We start from the raw sequence: 14,656 nt of genomic DNA on the forward strand, positions 1-14,656 counted from the left end.
TGCTACGGGGCGGTCGGATCCCCCAGGGACTTCTCCACAGCCGCGGTGATCTCGCTCTGGTCGAAGTGGTTCCGGATGACGATGACCTCGGCGTAGGTGTCGCCGATCGCCGCGACGAACTCCTGCGACGTCAGGATCACGTTCGCGTCGTCGGAGACCTGTCGCACGGATGCCACGTCGGCCGCCACGACCTCGGCGGACAGGCCGAGCGTCGCCAGGGCCTTCTCGGCGTTGACCTTCAGGATGCCGCTCGAGCCGATGCCCGCGCCGCAGATCGTCACGATCTTCATGCCGAGACCCCCATGATGGCGCGCACGTCGGACGCCGAGGTGGCAGCGGCGAGGCGCGAGGTCACCGAGGCGTCGTTGAACAGGTTGGCGATCTCGCCGATGGACTCGAGGTGCGTGCCGATCCCCGCGACGGCCAGGCCGAGCACGACGCTGACGGGGTCGTTGTGGGGGTGCCCGAACGCGACCGGCGTGGCGAGCGTGACCACGGACAGCCCGTCGCGCAGCACCGACGACCCGGGTCGGGCGTGCGCGAAGGCCAGTCCGGGCGAGATGACGATGTACGGGCCGTGCTCCTCGACCATGGCGATCATGGCGTCCGTGTACTCGTCGGTGGCCGCCCCCGACGCCACCAGGGCGCCGCCGGCGAGCCGGAGGGCGTCACGCCACGACGGCGCGGTCGCGCCGAGCACGACGGCGGCGTCGGAGAGCGGCGGGAGCGGCATCGGCTCAGGCCTCCGCGTACCCGGAGGTGATCAGCGCGATGATCTCCTCGCGGTCCTCGAGCGGCAGGAACGACGACAGTGCCGCGTTGATCTGGAACGCGGCCAGGTCGTCGAGGTCGTAGCCGAACGTGCCGGCGAGCAGCGCCAGCTCGCGGGTGAGCGTCGTGTTGCTCATCAGTCGGTTGTCGGTGTTCACCGTCACCCGGAAGCCCAGCTGGTAGAGCACGTCGAACGGGTGGTCGGCGAGGTCGTCGCCCCACGCGGCGATCGCCCCGGTCTGCAGGTTCGACGACGGCGAGACCTCGAGCGGGATCTCGCGGTCGCGCACCCACGACGCGACCTCGCCGAGCGACGCCAACGTCGAGCCGTCGCCGGCGTCCGACAGGGTGACGTCCTCGAACAGGCGGACGCCGTGCCCCAGGCGCAGTGCCCGACCGTCGACGAGTGCGCTGCGGATCGACGCCAGGCCGTCGGCTTCGCCCGCGTGCACCGTGACCGGGAAGAGCTCGGACGCCAGGTAGTCGAAGGCGGCACGGTGGTTCGAGGCCGGGAACCCGGCTTCGGCCCCGGCGATGTCGAACCCCACGACGCCGCGGTCGCGGTGCCGCACGGCGAGCTCGGCGATCTCGAGGGCGCGGTCGGCGTGCCGCATCGCGGTGACGAGCTGTCCGATCCGGATGGCTCCGCCGGCGGCGTCGACCGCGGACTCGACGCCGGCCTGGACGGCCTCGACCGCCTGGTCGAGCGTCAGGCCGCGCTGCAGGTGCTGCTCGGGTGCCCAGCGGACCTCGCCGTAGACGACGCCGTCGGCGACCAGGTCCTCGACGAACTCGCGAGCGACGCGCTCGAGCCCGTCGGCGGTCTGCATGACGCTGGTGGTGACGTCGAACGTCTTCAGGTACTCGACCAGCGATCCGGAGTCGGACTGGTCGGCGAACCACTGGCGCAGCGCGTCGGCGTCGGTCGTGGGCAGCGTGACCCCGTCGGCCGCCGCGAGCTCGATGATGGTCGCCGGGCGAAGCCCGCCGTCGAGGTGGTCGTGCAGCGACACCTTGGGCAGGTCGTTGATGACGGCGCCCGCGTCGGGCAGTCGGTACGTGGGGACGGCGTCGGCGCTCATGGGGACCAGGCTAGCGGTGGTCACCGACTCCGCGCTGGCGCCGGTGCACAACGCTGGGCGCACCGGGCTGGAGGCTCCCCACCGGTCCGGTGCGGAGCCTCCGGTCCGGTGCGGCGCACGTCCGGTACGGCGCAGCCGGCCAGCCGACGGGTCAGTGCGCGATGCGCTCGCGCACGATCGGCCCGCGTGCCGCGGCCGACTCGCCGATCGACCAGGCCCCCTCGAGCGACTCGAGCGCCCGCGGGATGCGCGACGCGTCGTCGGTGTGCAGCGTCCAGAGCGGCTGCCCCTGGGTCACCGTGTCGCCGGGCTTGGCGTGCAGCTCGATGCCCGCACCGGCCTGCACCGGGTCCTGGGCTCGCGCGCGTCCGGCACCGAGCCGCCAGGCGGCCACGCCGAACGGCAGCGCCTGCTGCTCGGCGAGCACGCCGGACGTCGGCGCCGTCACGACGTGCTGTTCGCGGGCGACGGGCAGCGCCGCGTCGGGGTCCCCGCCCTGCGCCTGGATCATCCGGCGCCAGCTGTCCATCGCCCGTCCGTCGGCCAGGGCCGCCGCGGGGTCCGCGTCGGGCAGCCCGGCGAGCCGCAGCATCTCGGACGCCAGCGCCAGGGTCAGCTCGACCACGTCGGCAGGTCCCCCGCCGGCGAGCACCTCGACGGACTCGCGGACCTCGAGGGCGTTGCCGATGGTCAGCCCGAGCGGGACCTCCATGTCGGTCAGCAGCGCGCTCGTGGCGACACCGGCGTCGTTGCCGAGGTCGACCATCGTCTGCGCGAGCTCCTTCGACGCCGCGTACGTCGGCATGAACGCGCCGGACCCGAACTTCACGTCGAGCACGAGCGCACCGGTGCCCTCGGCGATCTTCTTCGACATGATGCTCGACGCGATGAGCGGGATGCACTCGACCGTGCCGGTGATGTCACGGAGTGCGTAGAGCTTCTTGTCGGCCGGAGCCAACCCCGAGCCGGCGGCGCAGATCACCGCGCCCACGTCGGCCAGCACGTCCATCATCCGCTCGTTCGACAGCGCGGCCTGCCAGCCCGACACGGACTCGAGCTTGTCGAGCGTGCCACCGGTGTGCCCGAGCCCGCGCCCGGACAGCTGCGGCACGGCGACGCCGAACGACGCCACCAGCGGAGCCAGCGGCAGCGTGATCTTGTCGCCGACACCGCCGGTCGAGTGCTTGTCGACCGTGGTCTTGCCGAGCGCGGAGAACGACATCCGCTCCCCCGACGCGATCATCGCGAGCGTCAGGTCCTTGATCTCGCGGCGTTCCATCCCGTTCAGGAAGATCGCCATCGCCAGGGCCGCCATCTGCGGGTCCTCGACGTAGCCGCGCGTGTAGGCGTCGACCAGCCAGTCGATCTCGGGCGTGCTGAGCGCGTCACCGGAACGCTTGGTGCGGATCAGGTCGACGGTGTCGAACGGCTCGACGGCCATGGGGATCAGTGCTCCTGCTGGTAGGTGACCAGGGTGCGCGGCCCGAACGCGTCGGGCAGGACCTGGTCGATGGTGCGGACGCCGGAGACGGTCTCCAGCAGCATGCCCTCGGCGGAGTGCTCGAACAGCAGCTGCCGGCACCGCCCGCAGGGCATCAGGGTCGCGCCGTCGCCGTCCACGCACGTGAACGCGACGAGCTTGCCGCCGCCGGTCATGTGCAGCTGCGAGACGAGCGAGCACTCGGCGCACAGGGTCACCCCGTACGACGCGTTCTCGACGTTGCAGCCGGACACGATCCGGCCGTCGTCGGTCAGGGCCGCAGCCCCCACCGGGAACGACGAGTACGGCGCGTAGGCACGGCCCATGGCCGTGGTCGCGGCCTGCCGCAGGGCCGTCCAGTCGACGTCGACGCTCGCGTCGACCGCAGGGTCGGACTGGAGGGCCGTGGCCGGGTCCGTCCAGGCGGGCTCGCCGGCCGTCTGGTCACCCGGAGCATTCGTGTGGGTCATGTGCCGGGCCTCCTGGCTAGCTCTTGACGTACGGTCTGCCGCTGGCGGCAGGACCACGCGACTGCCCGACCAGGCCGGCCACCGCGAAGATCGTCACCACGTAGGGCAGCATCAGCAGGAACTCGCTCGGGACGGGCGAGTTGATCGACCCGAGCACGTTCTGCAGGTTCGACGCGAAGCCGAACAGCAGCGCGGCCAGGGTGGCGCGGATCGGGTCCCACCGACCGAAGATGACGGCGGCGAGCGCGATGTAGCCGGCGCCCGCGGTCATGTCCTTGGCGAACGGCCCGACGGAGCCGAGCGTGAAGTACGCCCCGCCCAGGCCCGCGATCGCGCCGGCGAGCGACACGTTCCAGAACCGGGTGCTCAGCACGTTGATGCCGACGGTGTCCGCCGCCTGCGGGTGCTCGCCGACGGCACGCAGCCGCAGACCCCAGCGGGTCTTGAAGAGCGCGAACGTGACGACCGCGACCGCGATGTACGCCAGGTAGACGATGACGTTCTGCTCGAAGAACACCGGGCCGATGACCGGGATCTGGTGCAGGACCGGGATCGGCAGCACCGGGAAGCGGATGCCCGTGTTGAGCGTCTGCTCGGCCGGCGAGAGCACCTGCGAGTACAGGAAGCCCGTCAGACCCGAGATGAAGGCGTTGATGACGACACCGACGATGACCTGGTCGACCAGGTACTTGATGCTGAAGGCAGCCAACACGAACGACACGAGCACGCCGGCAACCAGGGCACCGACCAGGCCGACCCAGGCGGACCCGGTCAGCGAGCCGATCATGGCGGAGACGAACGCCCCGGCCAGGAACTGCCCCTCGATCGCGATGTTGACGACGCCGACCTTCTCGGAGATCACACCGCCCAGCGCGCCGAACACCAGCGGGACGCTCAGGCCGAGCGCGCCGACCAGCAGGCCGGGCAGCGGGATCGTGGCGCCGGCCGCGGCCCACGCCAGGAACCCGACCACGAACAGCAGCGCGAAGACCGACGTGACCCACAGCGGGACCTTGCGGAAGCCGCGGACCTGCACGATCGCGACGACGGTGGTCAGGGCGAGCAGGACCGTGACGACGATCCCGGTGCCGGTGGCGGGCAGCGGCACGTCGGGCAGCTGCACGAAGTCGCCCGCGTTGGCGAGCCGGAAGGTGGCGTCGCCGGAACGGTGCAGCAGCACGAAGAAGACGAGCGCGACGACCGTGAAGACGGCGTACGCGATCGGCAGCTTCCAGCTGCGGGTGGTCTCGACCGCGCGCTCCGCCACGGGGGCGTGCGGCGCGGGGGCGGTGGGGCTCATGGTGCTCACGCGGCGACTGCCTTCCGCTCGGACTTCGTGGAGCGCTTGCGACGGGCGCCGGGCTGCGGGATCCGGAAGATCGCACGGACCAGGGGCGGTGCAGCGATGAACAGGACGATCAGGGCCTGGATGACCCCGACGATGTCGATCGGGATGCCGTTGGCGGCCTGCATGGCGTAGCCGCCGTTCTTCAGCACGCCGAACAGGATGGCCGCCCAGAACACGCCCCACGGCTTCGAACGCCCGAGCAATGCCACCGTGATCGCGTCGAAACCGATGCCGGCATCGATGTTCGAGGTGAACCCGCTCGTGACCGCGCCCTGCACCTGGTAGGCGCCCGCGATGCCGACGAGCGCACCGGAGATGACCAGGACCCAGAAGGTCAGCGACGGCACGCTCATGCCGGCGACCCGTGCCGCACGCGGGTTCTCGCCGATCGTGCGGAACCGGAACCCGAGCGAGGACTTGTTGAGCAGCCACCACACGACGACGACCGCGATGATCGCCACGATGAAGCCGAGGTCGACCCCGTACCGCGGGCCGAACAGCGCCGGCAGGACCGAGGTGTCCTTCATCGCGGGCGAGATCGGGTTCGGGCTGCCGCCGGCCTGCAGCAGCCCCGGGGTGCGCAGCATGTAGCTGACCAGGTACAGCGCGACGTAGTTCAGCATGATCGTCAGGACGACCTCGTTGGCGCCGGTGCGGGCCTTCAACAGTCCGACGATGCCACCCCAGACCGCACCACCGACGATGCCGGCGACGATCGTCAGCGGGATGTGGATCGCGGCGGGCAGGTCGAACGAGAAGCCGAACCAGCCGGCGGCTGCGGCCCCCATCAGGATCTGCCCCTGGCCGCCGATGTTGAACAGACCGGCGCGGAACGACACCGCGATGCCGAGCCCGGCGACGATGAGCGGCACGGCGTAGTCGATCGACCGGGTGATCGGCACGACCGCCTGGGCGAACGAGTCCGCGCCGAAGTTCACGACCGAGCCCTGGAACAGCGACGCGTACGAACCACCCACGGCGGTGCCGATCGCACGCAGCGTGTCACCGGGCCGGGCGAAGAAGTACCCGGCGGCCTGCTGCACGCCCTGGTCGGTGATCGCGATGAGGATGCCGCACGCGACCAGGGCCAGCACGACGGCCAGGATCGTGACGAGCACGGAACCGTTCACGATGCCGTGCACTGCGGCCTGCCAGCGTTCGGCGCCGGAACGGTCCGCGGCACGGCGCTCGGTGTCGGCCGCGGAGTCCGTCATCAGGTGCGGAGTGCTCTCAACGTCCTGCAGACGGTCGTCGGTCACCGGGGTGTTGTCTGGCGTGGGGGTGCTCACGCTGCCAGCTCCGTTCCTTCTGGTAGCTCGCCGGCCATCATGAGACCGAGGACGTCGCGGGGGGTGTCCGCGGGGACGATGCCGATGACCGCGCCGCGGTACATCACGGCGATCCGGTCGGCGAGCGCGACGACCTCGTCGAGCTCGGTGGAGACGACGATCACGGGGACACCGGCGTCGCGGGTGGCGACGATGCGCTTGTGCACGAACTCGATGGACCCGACATCGATGCCGCGCGTGGGCTGGGCGGCGACGAACAGGCGGAGTTCGCGGCTGAGCTCGCGGGCCAGCACGATCTTCTGCTGGTTGCCGCCGGACAGCCGACCGGCCGCCGTCGTACGTCCGGGGGTGCGGATGTCGAACTCGGCGATCTTGTCGTCGGCGAAGGCGTCACGCTCGGCGGCGCGGATGGTGCCGGCGCGGACGAACTCGGCGTGGTCGGCCCGGTCGAGCATCAGGTTCTCGGCGATGGTGAACTCGCCGACCAGCCCGTCTTCCTTCCGGTCCTCGGGCACGAACCCGACGCCGGCGTCGAGCACCTGCTTGACGCTGCGGCCGGTGAGCTCCTTGCCGTCGAGCGTGACGCGGCCGGCGCGGACGGGCTCGAGCCCGATGATCGCCTCGGTCAGCTCGGTCTGGCCGTTGCCCTGCACGCCGGCGATCGCCAGCACCTCGCCCCGGCGCACGGTGAACGAGACGTCGTCGACGAGCACGATGCCGTTCGGATCGGTGACGGTGAGCCCCTCGACGACCAGGGCGTCCTCGCCACCGGTCGACGGCGCCTTCTCGACGACGAGCGACACCGCGCGACCGACCATCAGGGCCGCGAGCTCGTTGTTGGTCGCGGTGGGCGATGCCTCGCCGACGACCTTGCCGAGCCGGATCACCGTGATGCGGTCGGCGACCTCGCGGACCTCACGGAGCTTGTGGGTGATGAAGACGATCGCGGTGCCGGCCTCGCGCAGCTGGCGCATGATGCCCATCAGCTCGTCGGTCTCCTGCGGTGTGAGCACGGCCGTGGGCTCGTCGAACACCAGGACGGAGGCGTCGCGGGACAGGGCCTTGATGATCTCCACGCGCTGCTGCACGCCGACGGGCAGGTCCTCGACACGGGCGTCGGGATCGACGTCGAAGCCGAACCGGTCGGAGATCTCGCGGACACGTCGACGGGCGCCGGCCAGGTTCAGGCGGCCACCGAACGACGTCTCCTCTTGTCCCAGCATGACGTTCTCGGCGACGGTGAACACCGGCACGAGCATGAAGTGCTGGTGCACCATGCCGATGCCGGCACGCATCGCGTCGCCGGGGCCGTCGAAGTCCTGGACGACGTCGTCCAGCAGGATCTCGCCCTCTTCGGCCTGGTACATGCCGTACAGCACGTTCATCAGCGTCGACTTGCCGGCGCCGTTCTCGCCGAGCAGGCAGTGCACCTCGCCGGGTTCGACGGTGAGGGAGATGTGGTCGTTCGCGACCAGCGGGCCGAACCGCTTGGTGATGCCGCGGAGTTCGAGCTTCATGGGGCGGGTTCTTCTTCTCTCGAGCGCACGGTGATGCGGGCGGAGGATCGCTCCCCCGCCCGCATCGATGGTGTTACTTGACGGTTGCCTTGGTCTTGACCGCGATCGAGCCGTCGATGATGCCGGACTTGATCGTGTCGAGCTCCTTCGACAGACCCGAGTCGACCTTGGACTCGTAGTCGTGGAACGGGGCGATGCCGACGCCTTCGTTCTTCAGCGTGCCGACGTAGGGGGTCTTCGAGAAGTCGCCCTTGGCGGCCTGCTCGACGACGTCCTTGGTCGCCGGGCGCATGCCCTTCTCGACCGAGGTCAGCGCGATGTCCTTGTAGCGGGGGTCGGCCTCGTACAGGTCGCTGTCCGCGCCGATCAGCACGGAACCGTTGTTCGCGTCCTTGATCGCTTCTGCTGCGGACTGGTAGATCGGACCACCCACGGGCAGGATCACGTCGGCACCCTGGTCGATGAGCGTCTGCGCGACCGACTTGGCCTGCGTGCCCGCCTCGAAGCCGCCCGTGAACGAGCCCTTCTGGCTGTCGACGTCCCAGCCGACGACCTTGACGTCCTTCTTCTTCTGGTCGTTGTAGTACTTCACGCCGTCCGCGAAGCCGTCCATGAAGATCGTGACGGTCGGGATCTGCATGCCGCCGAACGTGCCGACGACGCCGCTCTTGGAGTACGACGCGGCCGCGTAGCCGGCCAGGAACGCCGCCTGCGAGGTGTCGAACGTGATCGGCTTGACGTTCTTGGCGTCGATCGAGTTGTCGTCGATGATCGCGAAGTCGGTGTCGGGGTTCGCCGCAGCCTGCTTCTTCGTGGCGTCAGCGAGGTTGAAGCCGACCGTGACGATGAGCTTGCAGTTCTGGTTGACGAGCTGCTCGATGTTCGAGTCGTAGACCGTGGAGTCCTTGGACTCGGCCGACTTGTACGTCGCGCCGAGCTCCTTGGCGGCGTCCTGCAGGCCCTCGTAGCCGAGCTGGTTGAACGACTTGTCGTCGAACCCGCCGGAGTCCGACACCATGCACGGACGGAAGCTGGTGGTCTTCGCCGACGAGGTGTCGGAGGGAGCGGCGGAGCAGCCGGCGAGGACGGCGACGGTGCCGACGAGTGCGAGGCCGCTGAGTGCGATCTGACGGGTGCGGGATGACACGGGTGGGTTCCTCCGGGGAGTTCGGCCCGGTCACTGCACCGGGCGATCGTGGCGACAGTACACGACCGCCCGGCCGGTACAGAACGCCCCGGAGGGCCCCTGTGGATCGGTTACGGGATCGGGACCGCGCCGAAACGCGCCCGTAACGCGGGGCCCGCTGGGGCCGCCGTGTTTCCGCCTTTCGTGATGGAGCGCTACAGGACCGGCGTGCGTCTGTCTGTCGTTGGGGGAACGAGCACACGTCACCCCAGATCGGCGTCGTCCGCGGTGTCGTCGTCGATCCGGTCAGCGTCGCCCGGGAAGCACAGCGACACCGCCTGCACGGTGGAGTTCCCCGAGTACGCGTACACACTGATCGCCGCGATCTTCCCCCCACCACGGCCGAACACCGCAGGACCGTCGCTGGAGTCCCGCTGCACGATGCTCATCCCCTGCGCACGCCAGTGCTCCGACATCCGCGCAGCATCCTCCGCCGGACTTCCCGTGATCGTGCTCCCCGTCAGGTAGCGCCAGTGAGCGCCCCGCTCACCGCTGGGCAACACACAGTGCTCCGCGTAATCGGGTCCAGTTCGAGGACGCCACTCACCCCCGAGACGCGCTGTCGCGTCATCCACCGCGTCGATCGTCTGCTGCTTCGCGGTCCCAGCATCCACGGTCGCGGAAGCGTGTGGTTGCGGCTGCGCAGGTCCGCGAGCGCAACTCGTCGCCGCGAGACCGACGAGGACCACGGAGAGAAGGCTGAACGCCGCCCGGTCAGTTCCGCGCTGCCAGGTCGCCGACTTCAGCGTGGACGCCCTCAGCGGACGCGTCACAGGCGGTCGGCGTCGCCGCGGAAACACAGCGAGACGGCCTGCACGGTGTAGTTGCCGGGGAACGCATAGAGACTGATCGAGTCCACGGAATCTCCCCCTCGGCCGACGATCGCCGGCCCGTCCGGATCAGCCCACCGTTCGACGGTCATCCCCTGCGACTTCCAGAGGTGACGCGTCGCCGCAGCGTCTGGTTCCGGGTCTCCGCCGTCGGCTCTGCCGGTGAGGTACACCCAGTTCGCGCCCTCGTCACCGGTCTCGAGCTCGCAGCTCTCTGCGTAGTCGGGCCCGGTCCGTGGCGTCCACGTGCCTCCGAGCCGTCCCGTGACTGTGTCGACGGCATCGATCATCTTCTGCTTCGCGGTTTCAGCGGTGACCGCGGGGCCCCTGTGTTCTGGCGGATTGGCAGAGCAACCGGCGAGCACGGGCACCGCGGCGAGCACCATCATCGTGCTGGCCCTCGTTCGTAGGACGGTCGTGGTTGCGACGATCATCGCTCTCCTCTCACAGGCGGTCGGCGTCGCCGCGGAAACACAGCGAGACGGCCTGCACGGTGTAGTTGCGGGGGGACGCATAGAGACTGATCGACTCCACGGAATCTCGCCGTCGACCGACGATCCCCGGCCCGTCTGGATCAGCCCAACGTTCGACGGTCATCCCCTGCGACTTCCAGAGCGCGGTCGTCGCCGCGGCGTCTGGCTCCGGGTCGCCGCCTTCCGCATTGGCGACGAGATTGACCCAGTGCGCACCGGACTCGCCGTTTGGCAGCTGACAGATCTGGGTGTAACCAGGTCCAGAACGAGTCGTCCAGACACCGCCGAGACGCTCGGTCACCGCGCTGACCGTGTCGATCACCTTCTGCTTCGCTGACGCAGCGTTGGTCGGCGAAGTGCCTTCTGGTTGCGGCTGCGCGGTCCTTCCTGCACACGCAGCTGTCGAAACTCCGCAGGCGATCACCGCGATCAGGCCCACCGTCGTGCGGCAGATCCTTTTCCGCAAGCTCGTCGCCTTCCGTCTGGAGAACCGTGTTCGGCGCTGCGTCACAATCGGTCAGCGTCGCCGGGGAAACACAACGAAATTGCTTCAACGGTGTAGTTACCAGGGAAGGCGTAGAGGTTGATCGAGTCCACCGACCCCCCGCCCCGACCGACGATCACCGGGCCGTCCGGGTCGGCCCACCGTTCGACGGCCATCCCCTGGGACCTCCAGAGCTTCTTCGTCGCCGCAGCGTCAGGCTCCGGGTCTCCCCCGTCTGCGCTGCCGGTGAGGTAGACCCAGTGGGCTCCCTTTTGACCGTTCGACAGCTGACAGCTCTCCGGCGCATCAGGCCCAGTTCGCGGCTTCCACTGGCCGCCAAGTCGGCCAATCACGTCATTGACTGCATCGATCATCTTCTGCTTCGCGACATCTGGATCCATCGACGGCTTCCCCTCTTCCACGTGCTGGGCGGTGCATCCGACGAGCACAGAGGCCACCATCACGATCGCCGATGTGATTGTCACGACACGACGTCGGGACCGGATATTCGAAACGTTCATCGTTCTCCTTTGTCACGGCGCACGATCATCGAGGTTCCGCCGGAGAGAGTTCCGTATCCCGACCAGTGGTGGCAAGCCCCACGTTGTGCACCGACTCTGTGCCACGGTCTAGGTAGCCCTGCCCATCGCCGTTGAGCGGATCGTGGTGGAGGACGGGCTTCAATCGCTCTCCACCGGCCGTCGTCGTTCCGTCGGAACCGAACACGGTCGCGCCGAACGACGGCGCCGTGGGATCGACCTTGTGAGCGACACTGTGGTCGCGTCCAAAAGACGCCCACTCATCACCCTGTCCGACGTGTCCCAGCGGGGCGTCTTTCGCTTGTGATGCGTACACGTGTCCAGCGTGAAGGTCGTCAGCCGTCTTGATGTTGTCCGGCAAGCCAGCCGAACCAAGCGCGACGAACCGGTCGACACTCACGTCGTCCTCGGCGAGCGCAACAGCCGCGGTCGTCGTGCCGTAGGAGTGCGCGACGATGTTCGTCTCCGGTGTGTGTCCGGGGCGGACGGATGCCAATCCCCTGATCGATGCCGCGAGCTGAGCACCACCCTTCGTTGCCTTGCTCATGAACAAGACCTCGGATGGTGTTGGGGCGTCGTACCCGATCCAAGCGACAACGGCACGGTCAGGAGCGTTGCCACGTCGGTTCTGTTGGTCGTAGATGTTCTGCGCCGCCGTCGTCCACGAGCTCATGTCAGCGGTCGTCGTGTTCATCCCCGGCACCGCCCAGGTGACCGAGTCGGCGGTGTCCAGGTCACCGATCGACACGGCCGCCAGCGGAGGCTCGTCATCGGTGAGCGAGATGAGGTACCGAGGGCCGTCAAACCGCTTCTCGTTGAGGGTCGCGTTGATGTTCCGCAACGACCGCAGGTCCGATCGGAGCGTCGTCAGCTGCTGCGCGAGCACTCGGGATCCGTCGCCCGCCGACGCCACCATCGACTGCAGCCGATCGATCTCGAGCTCGACGTCGGCCATCCGCTGGTTCAGCACCACGACGTTGGCAGCGCTCTTGGCCCAGTACGGGATGCCCTCGAGGTTGCCGAGCTCGGAGAGCACCGACGTCGGGAGCGCGCGCAAGGCAGACACGTCGGCCTTGGTCAGGCCGAGCGCAGCCCACTTCGCTGCGACCGCTGCGGGTGTGAGTCCCGCGGCCAGCAGCCCCTGGACAGCCGGAGCAGCCCGCCCGACCGCGGCGATGTCGAGCACGGCATCGGACAGTGCACCGTTGCCGCCGGCGTCCTCGAACGCCTGGGCGACCTTCGTGATCCACGAGCGGGCCTCGTCGTTCTCGTGGACGTACCGGTCGAATCCGGCCGGCATGCTCCCCCGGTCGACCTGCACCCAGGCGCACGAGGACCGGAACCTCGACCAGGCAGCTCGGACCCGTGTGGCCTCGCCCGACGCTGCCGTGTCGAGCCCCGAGGTCGCGGACACGAAGCCGCGCAACGCCGCCGGGTCCGCCGAGCTCCTGCCACCGCGCGCCCCGGTGCCGTACCGGGACCGTTCGCGACCACGGAACTCAGCATCGACGACCGGGCGTGGCAGCGGTTCGCTGGAGGGCTCCGGGTCGGTCAGCGCGTCCCACACCGACACCGCTGCCCCGGAGAAGGGGCCGGCCAGCGCGTGGACGCCCGCCGCGCGGCGCGCGGATTCTCGGTCCTGCCACGCCGCGCGCGAACGCACCCGGTCACGTTCGTGCTCGGCCACGAGGATGCTGCGGTCGACCGCGGACGCCAGGTCGGTCAGCACGCCGACCAGCCGACCGCGGTCCTCGGCTTCGACGACCGCGGCGTCGCGGAAGCGGTCTGCGTACGAACCGTCGAAGTCCGTCAGCGCCGACGTGACGGCCGACGACCGGGCTCCGCCCTGCCCACGGAGCGTCCGGGCCGCCGCTCGCGCAGCCGTCGCCAGTGCCCTCGCGCTGTCAGCGTCGAACTCGATGTCCGCCATGGTGGTCCCCCCGCCTCGATCCCCCGATCGAACCTACATCTGGTACTTCAGCGTTCGCAACCTCAGAGCACGTCGTCCCGGCCGCTGATCTTCAGGGCATCCACCACACCCTTGACCCGCTGCGCGTTCGCGCTGGTGGTCACGAGGAGTGCGTCCGGGGTGTCCACGACCACGATGTCGTCGACACCGATCAGCGAGATGAGCCGCTGGCTGTGCGACACCACGATGCCGCTGGACGAGTCCGCCAGGATCCGGGCCCCGTCGCCGAGCACGGCCAGGTGGTTCGCGAGCCCGCCGGACTGCAGCTTCGCCAGCGACGCGAAGTCGCCCACGTCGTCCCAGTCGAAGTCGCCCGGCACGACGGCCAGGCGTCCGGCGGCGGCTGCGGGCTCGGCGACCGAGTAGTCGATGGCGATCTTCTTGAGCTCGGGCCAGACGGCGTCGACGACCGCGCCCCGGGCCGAGGTGTCCCACGCGGCGGCCAGTTCCTCGATGCCGGCGAGCAGCTTCGGCTCGTTGCGGCCGATCTCGGCGAGCAGCACGTCGGCGCGCGAGATGAACATGCCCGCGTTCCACAGGTAGTTGCCGTCGTCCAGGTACCCGGTGGCGGTCTCGAGGTCGGGCTTCTCGACGAACGACCTGACCGTGTGGGCCTGCGGCGCGGACTCGATGCCCAGCGAGTCGCCGACGTGGATGTAGCCGAAGCCGATCGCCGGCTCGGACGGCGTGATGCCGATCGTGGTCACGTACCCGGCGCGGGCAGCCGCCACTGCTTCGGCGACCGACCGGCGGAACCCGCGTGCGTCCCCGATCACGTGGTCGGCGGCGAAGGACCCGATGACGACGTCCGGCTCGCGCCGGTGCAGGATGGCCGCGGCCAGGCCGATCGCCGCCGTGGAGTCCTTCGGCTCGCTCTCGAGCACGATGTTGTGGTCGGGCACGCCCGGCAGCTGCGACTCCACGGCCACCCGGTGCGCACGACCCGTGACGACCATGATGCGGTCGGCGCCGGCCAGCGGCGCGAGCCGGTCCCAGGTCTGGCGCAGCAGCGACGTCCCCGACCCGGTCAGGTCGTGCAGGAACTTGGGGGCGTCGGCGCGCGACAGGGGCCAGAGGCGCGATCCGATGCCGCCGGCAGGGATGATCGCGTAGAAGTCGTCCAGGGGTGCAGCCACGCGCTCAATCTACCGTCGCGTCCGTCCGATCGCTGGGTGCTGCCCGGACGTTCGGCGGGAAACCGCACGACCTGTTCACCCC

At 69.5% G+C, this 14,656-nt stretch carries 15 protein-coding genes; all 15 read right to left on the reverse strand.

Annotation, left to right across the window (positions count from 1 at the left end; genetic code table 11):
• Positions 1 to 2 precede the first annotated feature (2 nt).
• Entirely contained in the window at positions 3 to 290 is a 288-nt protein-coding gene (locus tag MT346_RS04320; protein WP_243561603.1) for a PTS sugar transporter subunit IIB, read from the reverse strand.
• Positions 287 to 733 carry a PTS sugar transporter subunit IIA gene (locus tag MT346_RS04325; RefSeq protein ID WP_243561604.1) on the reverse strand — a complete coding sequence of 149 codons (447 nt, stop codon included), beginning with the start codon at positions 731 to 733 and terminating at the stop codon, positions 287 to 289. Before MT346_RS04325 ends, MT346_RS04320 begins: the two co-directional genes overlap by 4 nt.
• A gap of 4 nt (positions 734 to 737) precedes the next feature.
• Positions 738 to 1,853, reverse strand: a complete 1,116-nt coding sequence (locus MT346_RS04330; protein WP_243561605.1) for an adenosine deaminase — start codon at positions 1,851 to 1,853, stop codon at positions 738 to 740.
• Between the two features lie 151 nt (positions 1,854 to 2,004).
• Positions 2,005 to 3,294 (reverse strand): thymidine phosphorylase, encoded by a 1,290-nt coding sequence (locus MT346_RS04335; protein ID WP_243561606.1) that lies wholly within the window; start codon positions 3,292 to 3,294, stop codon positions 2,005 to 2,007.
• Between the two features lie 5 nt (positions 3,295 to 3,299).
• The gene (locus tag MT346_RS04340; RefSeq protein ID WP_279396683.1) at positions 3,300 to 3,803 is read right to left on the reverse strand and encodes a cytidine deaminase; all 504 of its coding nucleotides are present in this window, start codon (positions 3,801 to 3,803) and stop codon (positions 3,300 to 3,302) included.
• 16 nt (positions 3,804 to 3,819) lie between these two features.
• The gene (locus tag MT346_RS04345) at positions 3,820 to 5,103 is read right to left on the reverse strand and encodes an ABC transporter permease (protein WP_243561808.1); all 1,284 of its coding nucleotides are present in this window, start codon (positions 5,101 to 5,103) and stop codon (positions 3,820 to 3,822) included.
• A 5-nt stretch (positions 5,104 to 5,108) separates the two neighbouring features.
• Positions 5,109 to 6,440, reverse strand: coding sequence for an ABC transporter permease (locus MT346_RS04350; protein ID WP_374202501.1), 1,332 nt, complete (start codon positions 6,438 to 6,440; stop codon positions 5,109 to 5,111).
• Complete coding sequence (locus MT346_RS04355; protein WP_243561607.1) at positions 6,437 to 7,957, reverse strand: ABC transporter ATP-binding protein; 1,521 nt, start codon at positions 7,955 to 7,957, stop codon at positions 6,437 to 6,439. The genes MT346_RS04350 and MT346_RS04355 overlap by 4 nt, the downstream gene beginning before the upstream one ends.
• Before the next feature lie 73 nt (positions 7,958 to 8,030).
• Positions 8,031 to 9,104 carry a BMP family protein gene (locus MT346_RS04360; protein ID WP_243561608.1) on the reverse strand — a complete coding sequence of 358 codons (1,074 nt, stop codon included), beginning with the start codon at positions 9,102 to 9,104 and terminating at the stop codon, positions 8,031 to 8,033.
• Between the two features lie 242 nt (positions 9,105 to 9,346).
• Positions 9,347 to 9,559: a hypothetical protein gene (locus tag MT346_RS04365; protein ID WP_243561609.1), complete on the reverse strand. Its 213-nt coding sequence runs from the start codon at positions 9,557 to 9,559 to the stop codon at positions 9,347 to 9,349.
• A 353-nt stretch (positions 9,560 to 9,912) separates the two neighbouring features.
• The gene (locus MT346_RS04370) at positions 9,913 to 10,362 is read right to left on the reverse strand and encodes a hypothetical protein (RefSeq protein WP_243561610.1); all 450 of its coding nucleotides are present in this window, start codon (positions 10,360 to 10,362) and stop codon (positions 9,913 to 9,915) included.
• A gap of 55 nt (positions 10,363 to 10,417) precedes the next feature.
• On the reverse strand, positions 10,418 to 10,885 hold the full coding sequence (locus MT346_RS04375) for a hypothetical protein (RefSeq protein ID WP_243561611.1): 468 nt from the start codon (positions 10,883 to 10,885) through the stop codon (positions 10,418 to 10,420).
• Positions 10,886 to 10,953: 68 nt separating this feature from the next.
• Positions 10,954 to 11,451: a hypothetical protein gene (locus MT346_RS04380; protein ID WP_243561612.1), complete on the reverse strand. Its 498-nt coding sequence runs from the start codon at positions 11,449 to 11,451 to the stop codon at positions 10,954 to 10,956.
• A 25-nt stretch (positions 11,452 to 11,476) separates the two neighbouring features.
• Positions 11,477 to 13,399, reverse strand: coding sequence for an alpha/beta hydrolase (locus MT346_RS04385; RefSeq protein WP_243561613.1), 1,923 nt, complete (start codon positions 13,397 to 13,399; stop codon positions 11,477 to 11,479).
• A 62-nt stretch (positions 13,400 to 13,461) separates the two neighbouring features.
• Complete coding sequence (locus MT346_RS04390) at positions 13,462 to 14,574, reverse strand: mannose-1-phosphate guanylyltransferase (protein WP_243561614.1); 1,113 nt, start codon at positions 14,572 to 14,574, stop codon at positions 13,462 to 13,464.
• Positions 14,575 to 14,656: the final 82 nt, after the last annotated feature.

Source organism: Curtobacterium sp. VKM Ac-2922 (assembly GCF_022815645.1).
GTDB lineage: Bacteria > Actinomycetota > Actinomycetes > Actinomycetales > Microbacteriaceae > Curtobacterium.

What these genes read in the sequence shown, in the direction of transcription:
- MT346_RS04320 (WP_243561603.1), bottom strand. Translation starts at nt 290, where the DNA reads ATGAAGATCGTGACGATCTGCGGCGCGGGCATCGGCTCGAGCGGCATC.
- MT346_RS04325 (WP_243561604.1), bottom strand. Translation starts at nt 733, where the DNA reads ATGCCGCTCCCGCCGCTCTCCGACGCCGCCGTCGTGCTCGGCGCGACC.
- MT346_RS04330 (WP_243561605.1), bottom strand. Translation starts at nt 1,853, where the DNA reads ATGAGCGCCGACGCCGTCCCCACGTACCGACTGCCCGACGCGGGCGCC.
- MT346_RS04335 (WP_243561606.1), bottom strand. Translation starts at nt 3,294, where the DNA reads ATGGCCGTCGAGCCGTTCGACACCGTCGACCTGATCCGCACCAAGCGT.
- MT346_RS04340 (WP_279396683.1), bottom strand. Translation starts at nt 3,803, where the DNA reads ATGACCCACACGAATGCTCCGGGTGACCAGACGGCCGGCGAGCCCGCC.
- MT346_RS04345 (WP_243561808.1), bottom strand. Translation starts at nt 5,103, where the DNA reads ATGAGCCCCACCGCCCCCGCGCCGCACGCCCCCGTGGCGGAGCGCGCG.
- MT346_RS04355 (WP_243561607.1), bottom strand. Translation starts at nt 7,957, where the DNA reads ATGAAGCTCGAACTCCGCGGCATCACCAAGCGGTTCGGCCCGCTGGTC.
- MT346_RS04365 (WP_243561609.1), bottom strand. Translation starts at nt 9,559, where the DNA reads ATGTCGGAGCACTGGCGTGCGCAGGGGATGAGCATCGTGCAGCGGGAC.
- MT346_RS04370 (WP_243561610.1), bottom strand. Translation starts at nt 10,362, where the DNA reads ATGATGGTGCTCGCCGCGGTGCCCGTGCTCGCCGGTTGCTCTGCCAAT.
- MT346_RS04380 (WP_243561612.1), bottom strand. Translation starts at nt 11,451, where the DNA reads ATGAACGTTTCGAATATCCGGTCCCGACGTCGTGTCGTGACAATCACA.
- MT346_RS04385 (WP_243561613.1), bottom strand. Translation starts at nt 13,399, where the DNA reads ATGGCGGACATCGAGTTCGACGCTGACAGCGCGAGGGCACTGGCGACG.